This window comes from Ammoniphilus soli (assembly GCF_040813775.1).
The window spans coordinates 50,489-68,112 of the sequence record NZ_JBEGDL010000001.1 but is presented as its reverse complement, the minus strand read 5'-3'; the positions used below and the strand labels follow the sequence as shown (position 1 = coordinate 68,112).

General features: G+C 42.4%; 14 protein-coding genes. 1 reads left to right on the top strand and 13 read right to left on the bottom strand.

What is annotated here, in order from left to right; genetic code table 11:
- The first annotated feature begins 280 nt into the window (after positions 1 to 280).
- Positions 281 to 2,002: a sigma-54 interaction domain-containing protein gene (locus ABLT31_RS00325; protein WP_367747382.1), complete on the top strand. Its 1,722-nt coding sequence runs from the start codon at positions 281 to 283 to the stop codon at positions 2,000 to 2,002.
- A 92-nt stretch (positions 2,003 to 2,094) separates the two neighbouring features.
- On the opposite strand, the gene putP (ABLT31_RS00320) is transcribed toward ABLT31_RS00325, so the two are convergent.
- The 13 genes from putP (ABLT31_RS00320) to ABLT31_RS00260 form a co-directional block, all read right to left on the bottom strand.
- The gene (gene putP, locus ABLT31_RS00320) at positions 2,095 to 3,555 is read right to left on the bottom strand and encodes a sodium/proline symporter PutP (RefSeq protein WP_367747379.1); all 1,461 of its coding nucleotides are present in this window, start codon (positions 3,553 to 3,555) and stop codon (positions 2,095 to 2,097) included.
- Positions 3,556 to 4,200: 645 nt separating this feature from the next.
- Entirely contained in the window at positions 4,201 to 5,658 is a 1,458-nt protein-coding gene (putP, locus tag ABLT31_RS00315) for a sodium/proline symporter PutP (protein WP_367747376.1), read from the bottom strand.
- 206 nt (positions 5,659 to 5,864) lie between these two features.
- The gene (gene pruA, locus ABLT31_RS00310; RefSeq protein WP_367747374.1) at positions 5,865 to 7,433 is read right to left on the bottom strand and encodes an L-glutamate gamma-semialdehyde dehydrogenase; all 1,569 of its coding nucleotides are present in this window, start codon (positions 7,431 to 7,433) and stop codon (positions 5,865 to 5,867) included.
- Positions 7,434 to 7,458: 25 nt separating this feature from the next.
- Positions 7,459 to 8,373 (bottom strand): proline dehydrogenase family protein, encoded by a 915-nt coding sequence (locus ABLT31_RS00305; RefSeq protein WP_367747372.1) that lies wholly within the window; start codon positions 8,371 to 8,373, stop codon positions 7,459 to 7,461.
- A gap of 254 nt (positions 8,374 to 8,627) precedes the next feature.
- Positions 8,628 to 8,765, bottom strand: a complete 138-nt coding sequence (locus ABLT31_RS00300; protein WP_367749324.1) for a response regulator transcription factor — start codon at positions 8,763 to 8,765, stop codon at positions 8,628 to 8,630.
- Positions 8,766 to 9,040: 275 nt separating this feature from the next.
- Positions 9,041 to 9,844, bottom strand: a complete 804-nt coding sequence (locus ABLT31_RS00295) for a fumarylacetoacetate hydrolase family protein (RefSeq protein ID WP_367747369.1) — start codon at positions 9,842 to 9,844, stop codon at positions 9,041 to 9,043.
- Positions 9,845 to 9,965: 121 nt separating this feature from the next.
- A complete protein-coding gene (gene ttdB, locus ABLT31_RS00290; protein ID WP_367747368.1) occupies positions 9,966 to 10,577 on the bottom strand; it encodes a L(+)-tartrate dehydratase subunit beta in 612 nt (203 codons plus the stop codon).
- Positions 10,574 to 10,924 (bottom strand): fumarate hydratase, encoded by a 351-nt coding sequence (locus ABLT31_RS00285; protein WP_367747365.1) that lies wholly within the window; start codon positions 10,922 to 10,924, stop codon positions 10,574 to 10,576. The genes ttdB and ABLT31_RS00285 overlap by 4 nt, the downstream gene beginning before the upstream one ends.
- A complete protein-coding gene (locus ABLT31_RS00280; RefSeq protein WP_367747363.1) occupies positions 10,821 to 11,660 on the bottom strand; it encodes an AraC family transcriptional regulator in 840 nt (279 codons plus the stop codon). Before ABLT31_RS00280 ends, ABLT31_RS00285 begins: the two co-directional genes overlap by 104 nt.
- The gene (locus ABLT31_RS00275) at positions 11,651 to 11,959 is read right to left on the bottom strand and encodes a maltose acetyltransferase domain-containing protein (RefSeq protein ID WP_367747360.1); all 309 of its coding nucleotides are present in this window, start codon (positions 11,957 to 11,959) and stop codon (positions 11,651 to 11,653) included. The genes ABLT31_RS00280 and ABLT31_RS00275 overlap by 10 nt, the downstream gene beginning before the upstream one ends.
- A gap of 264 nt (positions 11,960 to 12,223) precedes the next feature.
- Positions 12,224 to 13,912: a glycoside hydrolase family 13 protein gene (locus tag ABLT31_RS00270; RefSeq protein WP_367747357.1), complete on the bottom strand. Its 1,689-nt coding sequence runs from the start codon at positions 13,910 to 13,912 to the stop codon at positions 12,224 to 12,226.
- A gap of 138 nt (positions 13,913 to 14,050) precedes the next feature.
- On the bottom strand, positions 14,051 to 15,637 hold the full coding sequence (locus tag ABLT31_RS00265; protein WP_367747354.1) for a response regulator: 1,587 nt from the start codon (positions 15,635 to 15,637) through the stop codon (positions 14,051 to 14,053).
- Positions 15,615 to 17,453, bottom strand: coding sequence for a cache domain-containing sensor histidine kinase (locus tag ABLT31_RS00260; RefSeq protein WP_367747351.1), 1,839 nt, complete (start codon positions 17,451 to 17,453; stop codon positions 15,615 to 15,617). The genes ABLT31_RS00265 and ABLT31_RS00260 overlap by 23 nt, the downstream gene beginning before the upstream one ends.
- Positions 17,454 to 17,624 lie beyond the last annotated feature (171 nt).

Sequence of the window (17,624 nt, the reverse complement as noted above, 5' to 3'; positions counted from 1 at the left end):
CTCTGAATAGTCTTATTTTATACGAAAAGCGTTTTATTGGTAATAGGAAATATAAGTAACGACCTTGCAAAAAGTCTGCATGGCCGCACAATAAGCTATCATCTTCAGTTTATACTTTCTTTAGTTTGCCGACAATTTCATATCTTTATATTTTTGTTTATATTATTTTTGTAATTGAACGTATAAACATTTTTGTTCAAAATCCTTTTATCATTGTATAATTAGAACTAACCATGGTACATTAATGGATGAAATCACATGACCGAAGGGGATTTTATTTATGTTCAATTTTGGACAATTACAGATTGACCATTCCTATAGCATCTTTCCTTCCCATCTTCTACTCTCAGAAGTGGTTAGAAAAACAAATCCCTCCCACTCGGCGATTATTGTAGATGAATCTCATTACGTGTTAACTCCTTATGAACGTGAACAAATGGATTCCAAAAACGATACGCTAACAGCAAAAAAATGGCTGAAGGAAAAAAAGTGGCTTCCTTCTACCGTGTGTCCCTTGTCCAAATTGCTCACTTCTCGATTAGATTGGAGACGGCCTGTAGTGGTTTTGAATGACGGAAAGATTGCGGGAGTCGTAACATCCGATGAATGGATTAAATATTTAACAAAGGAAAACGAACGCCTAGCCTCTTACTTTCACACCTTGGCAGAAACAGTTAACGATGCTGTTACCGCAGTCGACCACGAAGGAAAAGTGATCTGCTGGAATCATGTAGCGGAACAAACTTACGGAATTAAGCAGGAAAATATCCTGGGCCGAAAAATCGGGGAACATTTCCAAATGGAATCGATTATGCTTCATCAAATTCTCGACGAGGGACGACCGGTAAGGGGGGCTTATCATCAGCCCACACCCGACACCCACGTGCTGATCAATGCATCCCCCATTTTGGAAGGCCACTCGGTCATTGGAGGGATCGCTACGGAACATGACATTACGCGCATCGTTCGACTTAATGAGGAATTGTATTCCTCCCTTCCGAATCATGTACAACAGGCACACCCCTTTACATCCTTAATTGGGATAGGATTGGAGATCCAGCAAGCGATCAAAATAGCCGAAAAGACAGCCAACGCCGATATTCCTGTTCTACTGGTTGGAGAATCCGGAACCGGAAAAGAGATGCTTGCCCAAGCCATCCATTTCAACAGCCCGAGAAGCGGCAAACCTTTTATATCGATGAATTGTGCAGCGCTTCCTGCCGGCTTATTGGAGGCGGAGCTCTTCGGGTATCAGGGAGGAGCCTTCTCAGGAGAGGAACATTCGGGTAAAAACGGCAAGCTGGAGCAGGCTGCAGGAGGCACTCTTTTCATTGAAGAAATAGACCAGATGCCTTTCGATGTTCAAGTTAAGTTTCTGCAGTGCATGGAGCACCATACGTTTTATCACATTGGCGGAACCGATCCCATCCCTATCCGAGCCCGAATCATTGCAGCGGCTTCACCAGCGTTAGAAACAATGGTTACTAAAGGGCATTTCCACGAAGATCTTTATTATCATCTTAACGTGGTGAGCATCGAGATTCCCCCACTGCGCGAACGTACAGAGGACATCCCTGAATTGGTGTATCAATTCATGAAGGAATTTACAGTCAAGTACAAAAAGCCGATGCCCTCAATCGACTCTGCCGCCATGACAGCGTTAATGAACTTCGATTGGCCGGGTAATATCCGACAGCTCCGCAATGTGGTGGAACGTTTCATCCTTTTAAACGACAGTGAAACCGTTACGCACCATCAACTGCCGAAAGCGCTGACGGCTAATATGCCTGTGAATGCGAAAGCTCCCGACAAAGCGGAGCCTGTCCGTTCGAACACTCAAGAGGTTGTACTGAAAGCGAAAATGACGACGGAGAAGGAATCTGCCGCCATCGAAGAAGCCCTGCGCAAAACTTACGGAAATAAAAGCGCAGCGGCCAAATTGCTCGGTATCTCTAGAGGGACTCTGTACAATAAGATGAAGGAATATAACTTAAACGGATAGTGCGAAAGCAACGTAATAGAGTGGCACATCAAGACAAAAAAGAGCGGTTTTCCTCCATGGAGTAAACCGCTCTTTTGCATATTCGACTAATTTTAGGCAGCATTTTTATACTTTTCATATTGGCTTTGAACGCCGGCTTCCGGCTGTGGGGTCAATAAGCTGACGACAACAATAGCTATCAAGCTTGCGGCAAAGCCAGGAATCATCTCGTACACTTCTTTTAGCGAAGGAAACTGTGTCCATATAATAACGGTCGCAGCTCCTGCAATCATTCCCGCTAATGCTCCCCACTTGGTCATTCGATTCCAATACAAGCTTACTAAAATAGCAGGGCCGAAGGAAGCGCCAAAACCCGCCCACGCATATCCAACTAAAGATAAAATGGTTCCATTTTTGCTCCAAGCCAATGATAGCGCGATGACGGAGACTAATAAAACGGAAAGACGGCCAATAAACACAAGCTCTTTATCCGTAGCTGAACGGCGGAAGAACGTTTTATACACATCTTCCGTCAGGGAACTGGAGGTCACCAGCAACTGAGAGGAAATGGTACTCATGATAGCGGCTAGAATGGCTGCCAACAGGAAACCAGTGATAATCGGGTGAAACAGAATTTCACTCAATTGAATAAAGATGGTCTCTGGATTCTCTAACTTTAGACCTTGCTTATTGTAGAAAGAGATTCCGCCAAATCCCGTGAACATCGCTCCAACAATGGAAAAGATCATCCAATTCATTCCGATTCGTCGAGCTTTCTTAATTTCTTTTACAGATGAAATCGCCATAAAACGGACAATGATATGCGGCTGACCAAAATAGCCAAGCCCCCAGGCAAATAAAGAAATAATGCCGATAAAACTAGTCCCTTTCAACATATCAAACAAGGCTGGATCCACTGCTTTTATCGTCTCAAAAGATTGCCCCATTCCTCCAGAATGAGTAATGGCCATAGCTGGTACTAGAATCAAGGCGATCACCATAATAATCCCTTGTACAAAATCCGTCCAACTCACGGCAAGAAAGCCGCCAAAAAGGGTGTAAGCCACAACCACGCCCGTGATGATCCAAACGCCTGTATGGTAATCCATCCTAAAGGTATTCTCAAACATCAATCCGCCCGATACGATTCCCGCCGATACATAGAACGTGAAAAAAATCAGGATGACGAGTCCGGAAACCAAACGCAAAAGATTGGATCCGTCGCCGAATCGGTTTTCCAAATAGGAAGGGATCGTAATGGAATTATTCGCTACTTCCGTATAAGTCCTTAGCCTCGGTGCCACGTATAGCCAGTTTGCCCAAGCGCCAAGGGTTAAGCCAATGGCGATCCAAGATGCGCTTAAGCCTTGGGCAAACATAGCACCAGGAAGGCCCATCATCAACCAACCGCTCATATCGGAAGCGCCTGCACTGAGTGCTGTGACAGCAGGCCCAAGCGTTCTTCCCCCCAACATATAGTCGGATAAATTAGATGTCCGCTTGTAGGCGTAGTAACCAATCCATAACATTCCTACCACGTAAACCACAATCGAACTAAGTAACAGTACATTCATTGCAAATTGCTCCTTTATTAAATTTTTCAAAGTGTATTTGTATGTAAAATAATTACACACAAGGGCGTCATTTTGTACAAAAAATTCAAATTTTGTATATAATTTTATTTCATAACAACATATTTATACACTTTTGTTTAAATTATATTCCCTACTGTATTATTACGAAACAAGTATGTTATATTTTCTCACACAGAAACCATTCAGTGATCCCCATGCCAAAATAGGCAGGAATTATTCGTCCTGTAATTAACCTGCTGGATATTACGAAAATTGGCTAATAAATGGGTACTGGGACCTTCATGCGAGGGTTATCGTAACTTCTTTTGGCATGAGAGGATAGTCTGTGGGGGGATGTATGTCCTTTTTACTCTCTCAGTTTATGAAATTTGTGGATGTAGGCCGCATCGTAACCCATTAGGCACATTTTCGAACAGTCTCGTACGTGTGCGAACAGGAATAGAAAAAGCTCGGATGAGCAGCTTCTTCATCGCTTCTATTTCTCTTTCTTTTTGCAGCTTTTGCGTACAGCGGAACCAAGAGAGGGGACACCACTGTAGCCGGAGACTTATAAATTCTTATTACAAAAAAAAAGGGGACACCAGCGATCGTTAACTCCGACCATTGGGGTCACCCTCATTTCTATTAGGCAGCTTTTTTGTACTTTTCAAATTGGCTTTGAACGCTAGCTTCCGGCTGAGGTGTCAGCAAGCTGACAACCACAATGGCGATCAAGCTTGCGGCAAAGCCCGGAATCATCTCATACACGTCTTTAAGTGATGGAAACTGCGTCCAGATGATCACAGTAGCGGCACCTGCAATCATTCCCGCTAAGGCCCCCCACTTCGTCATTCGCTTCCAATACAGACTTACTAAAATGGCAGGGCCGAAAGAAGCACCGAAACCGGCCCATGCATATCCGACCAGCGAAAGAATCGTACCATTTTTACTCCAAGCCAATACTATAGAAATGATCGAAACGATTAAAACAGACAAGCGCCCAATCAACACCAGCTCTTTGTCCGACGCAGAACGGCGGAAAAATGTTTTATACATGTCTTCCGTCAAGGAAGAAGCCGTTACCAGCAGCTGGGAAGCGATCGTACTCATGATAGCGGCAAGAATAGCTGCTAATAAGAATCCGGTAATGATAGGATGGAATATAATCTCACTTAATTGAATAAAGACTGTTTCAGGATCAGCTAGGTTCAAGCCATTCTGGGAGTAATAAGAAATACCAATCAAGCCTGTGAACATGGCTCCCACAATCGAGAAAATCATCCAGCCCATTCCGATCCGGCGAGCGTTCTTAATTTCCTTAACCGATGATATGGCCATAAAGCGAACAATGATATGTGGTTGGCCAAAGTAGCCAAGTCCCCAAGCAAACAAGGAAACGATCCCAATAAAACTCGTTCCTTTTAACATGTCAAAAAGGGCCGGATCGACCGTTTTGATGGTTTCAAAAGACTCTCCCATTCCTCCTGTATGCATAAGGGTTACAGCTGGTACTAAGATTAACGCAATAAACATGATAAGTCCTTGAACAAAATCGGTCCAGCTTACAGCCAGGAATCCTCCAAACAGGGTGTAAGCGACGGTAACGCCAGCAACAATCCAAATTCCTGTATGATAGTCCATTTTGAAGGTATTCTCAAACATAACCCCACCGGATACAATCCCGGCCGATACATAGAAGGTGAAGAAAACGAGGATAACGATTCCTGAAGTTAAACGCAATACATTAGATCCGTCACCAAAGCGGTTTTCCAAGAATGCAGGTATCGTGATCGAATTGGTCACTTCCGAATAGGCTCTTAATCGGGGTGCCACATAAAGCCAGTTTGCCCAAGCACCGAGAACTAACCCAATGGCAATCCAGGATGCGCTTAACCCTTGAGCATACATCGCACCAGGAAGACCCATCAGCAACCAACCACTCATATCGGCCGCACCGGCGCTTAACGCTGTGACCGCAGGACCTAACCCTCTCCCTCCTAGCATATAGTCGGATAAATTGGAAGTCCGCTTGTAGGCAAAATATCCTATAATGAGCATGCCTACCATGTAGACAGTAATTGAAAAAATTAACTGTAGATTCATTTGCTAACTCCACCTCTCCTAATACAAGCGCTTACTTAATTGAATAGTAAAATAATACCGAATTAAATTATGATTGTATATCATGGCAATATCTTTGATTATTGTACACTATCTTGGTATCCTTGGGAATAAAAATAGTTATAAATATATTTTCCATTATATAAATGACCCTCCCTTAGGAGGGTCATTTATCCATCTAGATCTTATTACACTTTCCGAGAAGTCATCTTTGCTTGGGTAAACAACAAAAGATAATCAAACCCGCCTGCTTTAGAATCGGTACCCGACATATTAAATCCTCCGAATGGATGTACCCCTACAAGGGCTCCTGTACACTTGCGGTTAATATAGAGGTTTCCGCAATGCATAGTTTCCAAAGCATATTCAATTCGCTCTTCATTCTTGGAAAAGAAGGCACCGGTCAACCCAAACTCCGTATCATTGTACATGTCGATGGCTTCTTTCCAATCCTTTGCTTTCGCTAAAGCAAGGACAGGCCCAAAAATTTCTTCCTGCATAATGCGCGCTTTGCCATCTACATCCGCAAAAACAGTCGGTTGAATGTAATATCCGTTTCCTTCAGCTTTTTCTCCTCCAGCAATCAAGCGCCCTTCGCCTTTTCCGATCTCAATGTATTCCAGGATTTTCTCATATGCATTCTTGTCTGAAACTGGACCTATCGCAAAGTTTTCTTCCGGTAAACCGATTTGGAGCTTTCGAGTTAGTTCCCCTACTTTACCTACAATTTCATCATAAACCGATTCAACGATAATCGCACGAGAGCCGGCCGAACATTTTTGTCCCTGGAAACCGAAGGCAGAGGCAACGATAGAAGATGCTGCCGCATCCAAATCCGCAGTTTCATCCACGACAATTCCGTCTTTTCCACCCATTTCCGCTACCACACGCTTAATCCAGATTTGGCCCTGCGCCGTTTCCGCAGCCAAGCGATTAATGCGCAATCCGACTTCTTTAGATCCCGTAAAGCTGATAAAACGAGTTTTCGGATGAGTGGTCAAGTAATCTCCAACTTCCGCGCCGCTTCCTGGGATGAAGTTGATCACTCCAGCTGGCAGACCCACTTCTTCCATGAGCTCAACAAAACGATAAGCAATAACCGGAGTAATGGACGAGGGCTTCAATAAAACGGTGTTGCCGGAAACCACACTAGCCGTTACCATTCCTACACAAATCGCTAACGGGAAGTTCCAAGGCGGAATTACCACTCCGACACCCAGTGGGATATAGGTCAATTTATTGTCTTCACCAGCCAATTTTACAAGCGGCTGATGTTCGTTCACGTTGCTTAACCGGATCATTTCACGAGCATAGAATTCCATGAAATCGATGGCTTCCGCTGTATCCGCATCCGCTTCAGCCCAGTTTTTGCCGGCTTCATAAACCATTAAGGCGGAGAATTCATGTTTGCGTTCACGCATCAATGCAGCTGCTTTAAATAAATATTCCGCACGCTCTTGAGCAGAAACCTTTTTCCATGTTTCAAAGGTTTGCAAAGCCACCTGCATCGCACGCTCCGCTAACTCTTGAGAAACTTTGCTCACGCGTCCAATGACTTGATCCACATCACCAGGATTAATGGAAATAATTTTTTCATCGGTCATCACTTTGTCAGAACCGATATGTAACGGGATATCTTGGCCTAGTTCCTTTTGCACTTTAGCTAAAGCGACTAACATTACTTGCTTGTTTTCTTCCTTTGTAAAGTCCGTAAACGCTTCGTTTGCAAATGGAGTGATTTTAGTTAAAGTGGTCATTTTGGTACTCTCCTTTTAAATGGTTTTATTTCAATAGATTTTTAAGTACAAACCAAACATTTGCAGGACGCTCTGCCAGGCGCCTCATGAAGTATCCAAACCAGTCCACACCATAGGGAACGTAGACTCTTACTTTATATCCCTCTTCCACCAAACGCTTCTGAAGGTCTACACAAATGCCGTAAAGCATTTGGAATTCAAATTGTTCATTGGGAATCTGATGTTCGCGAACAACACTCTTGGTGTACTCAATCATACTCTCATCATGGCTGGCAACGGCTGTGTAATTACCATTCAGCAAATGCATCTTAATGATCTTTTTATAGTTTTCATCCACGTCGTGCTTCTCCGGAAAGGCGACCTCTGGGGACTCCTTGTAGGCTCCCTTCACCAAGCGAAGATTGGCATGATCCTCATTCAGATCCGTGATGTCTTGTACAGTGCGATACAGATAGGCTTGGATCACCAACCCGACATTGTTGTACTCCTTGCGCAGCTCTCGGTAGATGTCAAGGGAAATTTGGCAATGTGCGTAATCTTCCATGTCGATGCGGACGAAATTTCCGTGAATTTTTGCCCGATCCAGAATGCGGCGCATATTAGCCATACACAAATCTTTACTGATATCCAACCCGAGTGAAGTCATTTTCAGTGAAAGATTCGACTTCACTCCCGCCTTTGCGATCGCATCAAGCGTTCGGATACACATGGAGGCCGATTCATTGGCTTCCTCTTGAGTGAATACAAACTCACCTAGGTGGTCGAGTGTTGCCACTCTTCCCTGTTTATTCAACTCACGCACCGCATTAATTGCTTTTTCAATCGACTCTCCAGCCACGAACCGACTTGCACCAAATTTAAGTCCGTATTTTTTCGCCCACTGGTTAGCTGAACGGTTCTTCCCCAATGCTTGAAACATATTTCTCATTAACACTTCCACCGGGAGCCATCCTCCTTATGTTCAAAATTGTACAATTAACAATTAATTAACCATTTGTTATCATTTCATGTTTAAATTATATATTTTTTATACATATTTGTACATAGTTTTTTAAAATATTTATCATTAGTGAAAAACTCATCTTGGTTCTTTGTTATTTTTGTACATTGTTGTTTAATTTGATTGGATTTGTTCATGAAACGTCAAAAAAGCCAACACCCCTTTCCTCTGGAATGTTGACTTGACGCCGTCCTTTATCCATTTAAGTCAATCATCTGATATCTCTTGGCAAGATCTAACCATTCACTTCGCTTACTTATCCCTAGTTTTTTGCTGATATTGCGTCGATGATTCTCCACGGTGCGTTCGGAGATATGAAGTTTTTCAGCAATTTCGTCTCCACAGCTACATTTATGAACTTCAGCGGAAACTCAAACAACAGTCGGCCCGAACAAAAATCAAGTAGCTCAAACTTTTATTTGGTTTGCAATAAAGTAGAGTTAAAAAGATATAGAAAAGCACCTTGGAATATTGTTGAATCCAAGGTGCTTTTGTTTGTTAAAAAGGACACGTCTTATCTTGCTACTTTCGCTATTTTATATGGTATTTATTTTAAAAACTAACCCATTGCTGAATTAGTAATCCAAAGTCTTCGATGTAGTATTTTCTATTGAACATAGTTACAAAGCTTACCGATCTGCTCGACTTCAACAACTACAATATCTCCCGACTTCATAGGACAACTTCCAGAAGGTGAACCAGTAGCCAAAACATCACCCGGCTCCAGTGTCATTACCTTTGAAATCCAACTGATAAGGTAAGGAATGGAAAGTGACATCTGATTCGTATTACCTTCTTGTACGACTTTGCCGTTTAAAGTTGTAATGATTCGTAAATTAGTTGGATCTATACCTGTTACAATATACGGCCCCAATGGACCAAACGTATCAAAGCCTTTACCGCGCGTAAACTGGGGATCCGCTTTTGTAAGGTCTCTTGCCGTCACATCATTAAAGATCGTGCAGCCAAAAACGTAATCCAAGGCTTCCTCTTCTTTAATATTTTTTCCGCGTTTCCCAATAACTAGAGCCACTTCCCCCTCCAATTCCACCTGGTTGGTTAATTCGCTAGGCGGAAGCAAAATTTTCCCTTGATCTGGAATAAGAGAAGATGTAGGCTTCAAAAACAAAAAAGGTTCTTTAAGATTAGCCTGACCTCCCGTTTCTTTTGCATGCTCTGCATACGTCCATCCGAAATTGACCACCTTAGAGGGTTTCACAGGCTCTAGAATTTTCACTTCACTATAGCTAACCTTTACACCGTCATATTTTACCTCTTCGTTGACAAGTTCGGAAAAATTGCTAGACAGTTGTAAAATGACATCGTCCTCAACAATACCGTAATATATTTTGCCATTTTGGTTCTGATAGCGAACTATTTTTTGAGTCTTTGTTTTTTGTAGAACCTGCATTCTATCCACTCCTCTTTCAACCAATTAAATTAAATCCTATATATTATAACAAGAAAGGTTCAGTACCCCAACTCTGAGTAACCCGAACCTTTCTTGTTTTTATTACCATGTTATGAAAAACTTACTTAATGAATCTTACCTGCTTGCTAATTAACTCATACTGTTCTTCCTTCTTTTTATTGAACTCCACCTTATTTTCTTCAAAGATGTTATTTCCTTCGGCATCAATAGAAACAATAAGAGGGCCGAATTCATTCACTTCACATACCCAAAGAGATTCAGGCATTCCAAGGTCTTTCCAGTGTACTTCTTTGATTCGCTCAACCTTCACTGCCGCATAAACAGCATTTCCGGCTGGAAAGACGACATGCAGCGCTTTGTGAGTCTTGCATCCTTCTTCGGTGTTTTTTCCCATTCCGCCTTTTCCAACAATCACTTTAACACCTGTTTCTTCAATGAATTCCTTTTCGAACTTTTCCATTCTCATACTGGTTGTCGGTCCAACAGAAACAATCTCGTACTGTTCATTTCCTAGGTCTCTCACAATGGGACCCGCGTGGAAAATAGCTTTACCCTTAAGATCTACAGGTAGAGGAATCTTTTCTTCAATGAGTCTTCGGTGGGCAACATCCCTGCAAGTAACCAATGTTCCGGTTAGGTAAATGATGTCTCCCACTCGTATATCCTTAAGATCTTCATCTTTTATAGGTGTTGTTAATACCTTTTTACTCATAGTGTTACCCCCTCGTGAGTGTTAATTTCGTAGTTTAGATTTCTATCAAACGTGATCTTTCCTCTTCTATGGGACCAGCACCCTGTATTCACGGCCACTCCGATGGTAGAAGGATGTCTTGCTGTATTGACAACATTTACACCCATAACGGATTTCGATCCCTTAAGCCCCTGAGGTCCAAGGCCAATCGCATTGATCCCATCCTCAAGAAGCCTTTCCATCTTCGCCGCATTTTCATTTTCATTATGACTTCCAACAGGTCTCATAAGAGCTAGTTTTGAGTTTAACGCTGCTGTTTCTACCGAAGTACCGATGCCAACACCTACGAGAAGGGGAGGACAATGCAATATCGGAGATTTTCTCTTCTAGGTCCGCAAGGGCATATGTTGCTTCTCTCAGTCTGACTCTTGTAAGGTATTCATAGTAGTTGATACCGAGCTGCTGCTTCACAATCTGTGAAATATAGCTTTTATGATACCCAGATACCTTTGAGAGCTCTTCAAGACTAATTTTATTTTTGTAGTGATGGTCAATATAGTGAATAATTTTATTCACAGCATCCGATTTCTTCTTATTGCTTGCCATTTCCATAGATGAAATCTCTTTTGGAGGGAAATGCTTTACCAAAGTTGCCATAAGCTGATGGAGAAGGCTCTCAAAGTAGATCCTTTCTGCTGTTGTGTTCCCTTCTATATTTTGAATCATTTCTATTGAAAGTTTCCTTATTTCTTTAAAGGGTTGATCATTTCTTGTCTTCATATTCGATATACAATTGAACTCAAGTAAATGGTAATCGCTGTAATAGCTGCTAAAGTATATAGGATTGAGATGAATAACCATGGCTATGGAATTTGACTTTCTGGCAAGGGTAGCATGTCCTACATTAGAATTGATGAGCATCATGTCATCCTCTTCTAGAATATAATTCCTGCCATTCATGCTGACTTCGATTTCTCCCTTTAGAACCATGATAAGCTCCAGGTCATCATGCCAGTTGTAATGATAAGAACTTATATAATATACATACTGTTTTACATCGATATCTCTATTGTTATTTTTCCAGGTATAACGCATTAGTCCCATTCGCAACACCATCTCGCTATATTTACTTCTGCCATATCTAAAATAGTGCAGTTATACCCTGCATAGAAATTCTTCCCTACATGGATGTTATAGCCTAAATCACAATGAAAATTATGTTCAATGCTAACATTTTCGCCAACACTTCCAAACAACTCTTTAATAATTGCTTCTTTCTTTTCAAATTCCTCAACGTCGCATCTGTTAAACTTTTGGACGAGTTTATGAGCACGAATGCTTTTCTGTTTTAATTCTTCTGTTCCTCTTTTATAAAAAATCTTTTCTTTATTGGCATCACTCATGGTTAATCTCCTTGTAATCCAGTTCATATCACACATCATAGTGTACCATATTATTCCGCAATGCCCGTTTGTTGGTTAAAAAAGAGACCGTCAAAGCCCCCCTTCAAATTCGCTCTCGATCCCCGTCAATAAGATTTTTTTCTGCAAAAAAGCTTCTTCATTGTAAACATATACACAACGAAGAAGCTTAATATTTTGTACTCAAAGTACATCTCTGATATTACTCAGTGATAACCCTTGCTATTGCATTCATTTTCCTTACGCTTACTTTAAATTATACACGCGGGCCTCATAGGGACGGAGGGTTATGTTTTGAATATCCTCCTCCCCATTCACATCGTAGTTGCTGATCAGCAGGTCTTTACTTGAATAGCTTATCGCTTCCGAAAGCTCAAAAACGGGTTTGTGCCCGGAGAAGTTGCAGACGACCAGCAATTTCTGACTGCCCATAGTTCGTGTAAAGGCATAGATTTGCTCATCCTCTTCCATCAGAATGTCATAGCTTCCGTAGACGATGATTTCATGCTCTTTGCGCAGCTGAATCAATTTCTTGTAGTAATGGAAGATCGAATTCGGCTCACTCACCACTCGTTCCGCATTAATTTCGGGATAATTCGGATTGACAGAGATCCAGGGGGTACCACTGCTGAAACCTCCATTTGGATCGGCGGACCACTGAACAGGGGTTCTGGCATTATCCCGGCTGCGCTGGTGGATGGCTTCCATCATTTCTTCCTTGCTGAGTTTCCCCTCTTCTGCCAGGTCGCGATAGGCATTAAGCGTTTCAATATCGCAATAATCGGAAATGCTGTCGAACCGGACATTGGTCATCCCGATTTCTTCTCCTTGATAGATGTAAGGGGTTCCCTGGTGCATATGAAGGCAAGTCGCCAGCATTTTTGCCGATACCTCGCGATAATCCCGCTGATCATTTCCAAAGCGGGATACGGCACGGGGCTGGTCATGGTTGCTCCAGTACAGGCTGTTCCACCCATCTTCCTTTAATCCGTACTGCCAGCGGCTGAAGATTTTTTTAAGCTCTGTCAGCTTCCATTCCCCGGGGCTCCACTTTCCAAACTTTCCGTCCCCTAAGGAAACATGTTCAAAATGGAATACCATGTTTAATTCATTCCGATTCATGCCGGTATATGACTTGGCTTGCTCCGCGTTGACACCCGGCATTTCGCCGACTGTTATGATATCAAACTTGGACAGTACCTCCCGATTCATCTCCTGCAAGTAATCGTGGATTTTGGGGCCATTGAGGTAATAAGGACTGCCATCCCCGAACGTATGCCCACCCTTATTCTCTCCATCCGGAAGTCCGTCCACTTTGGAAATGAAGTTGATGACATCCATCCGGAATCCGTCCACCCCTTTTTCCAGCCAGAAGGTCATCAGATCGTATACCTCCCGGCGAAGCCTTGGGTTTTCCCAGTTTAAATCCGGCTGCTTCCCGGAAAACAGGTGAAGGTAATATTCGTCGGTCGTTTCGTCATATTCCCAAACGGAGCCTCCAAAGCATGCGCCCCAATTATTGGGGAGACTTCCATCCTCCTTAGCCGGACGCCAAATGTAGTAGTCGCGGCAGGGATTGTCTTTGGACTTTCTGGCTTCCATAAACCAGGGGTGCTCATCGGAAGAATGGTTCACGACTAAATCCATCATGATTTTGATTCCGCGATTGTGCGCTTCTGCAAGCATCTCATCAAAATCCTGCATCGTGCCAAACTCATCCATTATGCCCCTATAATCGGAAATATCGTAACCGTTATCATCGTTTGGCGACTTGTATACGGGTGATAGCCAGATGACATCGATCCCGAGCTCTTTCAGATAATCCAGTTTTGAGGTAATCCCTCTGATATCGCCAATTCCATCCCCGTTGCTGTCCATAAAAGAACGGGGATAAATCTGATAAACCACTGCTTCTTTCCACCATGTCTTATTCAAATCGATCGGCCCCTTACTTCAAAATATGTTTCTTTACTATTTATTTTAGGGGATGAAAAAAGGATTGAAATGGCTTACATTGACACATAGGGTGTAAAATATTGAACACAAAAAAATGGCAGCAACGGGCGAGTCCCATCACTGACCATGAGTTTGAGTCCGATATTCATTCGGGGTAATCCCCACTACTTTTTTGAATACCTTGCGAAAATATTTGTCATCCTGATAGCCAATCATGCCGGCAATATCGTAGATCTTTAACTGGCTGTTTTTCAATAAGAATTTGGCTTTATCCATTCGGATCTTCAGGACATAATCGGATATGCTCACATTAAATTCCTGTTTGAATTTCCGGGAGATATATTCCCTGCTTATATAGAAATGATCGGATAGCTCTTGCAGCTTGACATCCCGGTCAATGTTGGCCTGCAGATACTTTTCGATGTCATAAATGATGCTGCTGTTTTTCCGAAGCGCTTTTCTTTTTACTTTTTTGAGAAAAAGAGCAATCTCGCGCCTTTTTCTCTCTTTGTATTCGTCCAGCTTGAAGGTGCCGTATTCATCGAAAAAGCAATCGACCCGGTTCTCGCTGTCTTCCTGTCCTTCAAAAGGAAGGTCATAATGCTTGAACCACCGATGGCTGATGACCTGATATTCATTTTCAAGATGGAGCAGCTGTTTCAATGAAAAATAATGGTTTTCCGTGAAGTCCTTTGCGATTTGTTGAATCAATTCTTCAAATGCGCCCCTTTCACCGGCCTGCATAGCCAGCTCGATAGCGGAAGAGTACGCCATCAGGCTCCTTAAAGCAGGATCAGGTGGAAATTCCTGCACATATACCCTGCTTTCCCGTTTATCCAATATATTGCTGTTTAATAGAATCTGTTTGGCATGATGATAAGAATCCATCAATTTGCAGCTTTGATGAACAAGGGTTCCTATCGCCATCGGACAAGAGATATCCATCGCCGTCTTTAGCGTCTGATAGATTCGGACCAAAAGCTGTTCGATTTGCTCTAACTGGTTCCAGAAGATGATCACTATTTCGCCCTTTTTGGATACATAGCGAAAAGCAATTCCACATTGATTTTCCGCCAATATTTCATTCATGACGTTCAGGACCGTAAAGTACGCTAAATCCCGGTTACCCTGAAAGGCATCGATCGTCTTTCCGTTCATCCGGACAAGGGCTGCCGCATAATTCTGGGACAAAGGAAATCCGAATTCTTCATAAACATGCTCCTTCATGTCACCGCCGTTCATCAGCTGGGTAAGCTTTCGGTCGCGATAAACAGGCTTCATCTCATTGATTAATTGATAGATGCTTCCTTCTTTCTTCCTCTCCGCTTCTTCTTTCTTCCATTCCTTTACGGCATGTACCAGCGTATGATTCAAGATTTCCGGATCAATAGGCTTTAACAGATAATCTATGCTGCCGAAATGAATCGCTTTTCGCATATAGTGATAATCATCGTATCCGGTCAAAACCACGGTCTTTGCGCTGGGCTGATTTTCTTTCAACCACTCCAGGAGCTGTGTGCCATCCATTTTCGGCATTTTCATATCGGTGAAAATAATTTCAGGCCTATGTGTTTGGATAAGCTGAATGGCTTCTTCCCCGTTTTCCGCCTCATAAATTTCCCCAATTCCATGCTGTTCCCATGTCCCAAGCAGCTTAATTCCTTCCCGAACGTGTTTTTCATCATCGACGATTAATACTCTCATGCATGCCCTCCCCTTTCGGCATCACCTTCGGAATCTCGATGGTCACTGCAAATCCGCTTCCTTCCCTGCCGGCCACAGACATTTGGGCCTGATTGCTGTAATAAATCTGCAAGCGGTCATAAATATTTTTTAAGCCAATCGCTTCTCTTTGTCTCTCCTCTTGAGCTATCCCTTGGAACAATTCCAGCCGGATATTCTGAAGCTTCTCTTCCGTTACTCCCGCTCCATTATCTGTCACACGAATGCAAACGATTTCCTCCTTTGGCAGATACGCCTCTATGCAAATCAATGCTTTATCTGCCTGCTGATCAAAACCATGCTTGAAACAATTTTCCACGATGGGCTGCAAAATCATTTTCGGCACGAGAATCTCTTCCGCATCTTTTTGGATATTCAGCCGAAATTCAAATCGCTCATCAAATCGCTGCTTTTGCAATAATAAGTAGGATCGGACATGCTTCAGCTCGTAGGTAAACGGCACAATATCATCCTTCATATTCAAACTGTATCTCATGATCGTAGATAAAGAGGTCAGCAAGGAATATACAGGAACCGCGTTGGATTTTAGCGCCAGCGTGCCAATGGACTGAAGGGCATTATATAAAAAATGAGGATTGATTTGAGACTGCAATACGCGAAGCTGGGATGCCTTATTTTCGATGTCCAATTTATATTGCCGCTCGATCAATTCATTGATTTTGGCAATCATCGATTTGAAGTGTCTGCCCAGCATGCCGATTTCATCGTTCCCCAAGGAATCAAACTCAACCTTTAATTCTCCTTTTTCTACTCTCTTCATATTGGCAATCAATACATGAATCGGAGCGGTTAATTTAAAGGAAACAGCCATCGTGGCAAACAAAACAATGACAAGCGAGATCATGCCAATCAAAATATTCATGAGGGCCGTTTCTCTTGCACTTTCATAGAGCACATCATAAGGGATTTTTTTTACCATATACCAGTCCTTAAACGGCTCGGAAAACGCTTCATAAACGATCACACCCGAGAAGTGCTTATCCCTCCATTCCAGGCTTTTATTCTCTGAAGACTTTTTCTTGACTTGTTGAAACCACTTTTCTTTATTTTCTGTTCCTATTTCTTTTTCATTGGAAGCGTAAATAATGATGCCATGTTCGTTTATAATGTAAAAGTCTTCTACATCTTTCATAAATAATCTGCCGGAAATCGCACTGATTTTGGAAAGATTAATATCGATAGATAAAAAGCCTAAAAACCGATCGGATGGAACATCTCTAATAATGTTATGAAAGCTTAATACCGCTTTCTTCTGGGACTCCGGAATGAGCGATTGATTGTTGTAACTATAGATTTTGTGGGGCGGTTCAACGATGGAATAACCGGCATGTGTCATTAATTGAGCATAATAGGGATGGGAAAGGACATTCTCATACCTCGCCCTGCCGCTTATGGCTGAGTGATAGTTGGTATAAGAATCTTTCCTTTTATCAATGTAAAGATGCATTTGTTCTATTTCCGGCCGTGAATTGAATAAATAAGCCAGTGCCATGCGCACCTGTTCCTGATTATTATTTATATCTGGGGATATCCCGCCTTCCATTACCTTCATAAAGGGAGTATACCGGTAAAGAACCGTTGACATTTGGGCAACATCCTGCAAATAAGTGGAAAGCTCTTCTTTCCCTTTCACAATCAGGTCATGATTTGTTGAAACAAAGCGATTGTTAAGAGACTTCGTCGTTTGTAAGTAAGTAATGGTGATGGCGGTTCCAAAAGGAAGAACCGTTGCTGCCATTAGGAAGATGATAAGCTTTTTGCGAATGCCCCATCCCATAACCTTTTGTTTAGTGAATATGGATAATGCTTATCCGGCCACTAAACGAACCCGCCCCCCTTTCTTATCATTTTTTCTCTCCATATTAACATAATTTTGATCGGACATTATATAGCAGATTTTTGATAAACCGATTACACTCCATTAGCGACTGTTCAATTTTTTCCACCC

Bases quoted from the DNA above. Each gene is read 5' to 3' on its own strand.
- ABLT31_RS00325 (WP_367747382.1), top strand. From the start codon at position 281: ATGTTCAATTTTGGACAATTACAGATTGACCATTCCTATAGCATCTTT.
- putP (WP_367747379.1), bottom strand. From the start codon at position 3,555: ATGAATGTACTGTTACTTAGTTCGATTGTGGTTTACGTGGTAGGAATG.
- putP (WP_367747376.1), bottom strand. From the start codon at position 5,658: ATGAATCTACAGTTAATTTTTTCAATTACTGTCTACATGGTAGGCATG.
- pruA (WP_367747374.1), bottom strand. From the start codon at position 7,433: ATGACCACTTTAACTAAAATCACTCCATTTGCAAACGAAGCGTTTACG.
- ABLT31_RS00295 (WP_367747369.1), bottom strand. From the start codon at position 9,844: ATGCAGGTTCTACAAAAAACAAAGACTCAAAAAATAGTTCGCTATCAG.
- ttdB (WP_367747368.1), bottom strand. From the start codon at position 10,577: ATGAGTAAAAAGGTATTAACAACACCTATAAAAGATGAAGATCTTAAG.
- ABLT31_RS00280 (WP_367747363.1), bottom strand. From the start codon at position 11,660: ATGGGACTAATGCGTTATACCTGGAAAAATAACAATAGAGATATCGAT.
- ABLT31_RS00275 (WP_367747360.1), bottom strand. From the start codon at position 11,959: ATGAGTGATGCCAATAAAGAAAAGATTTTTTATAAAAGAGGAACAGAA.
- ABLT31_RS00265 (WP_367747354.1), bottom strand. From the start codon at position 15,637: ATGAGAGTATTAATCGTCGATGATGAAAAACACGTTCGGGAAGGAATT.
- ABLT31_RS00260 (WP_367747351.1), bottom strand. From the start codon at position 17,453: ATGGGATGGGGCATTCGCAAAAAGCTTATCATCTTCCTAATGGCAGCA.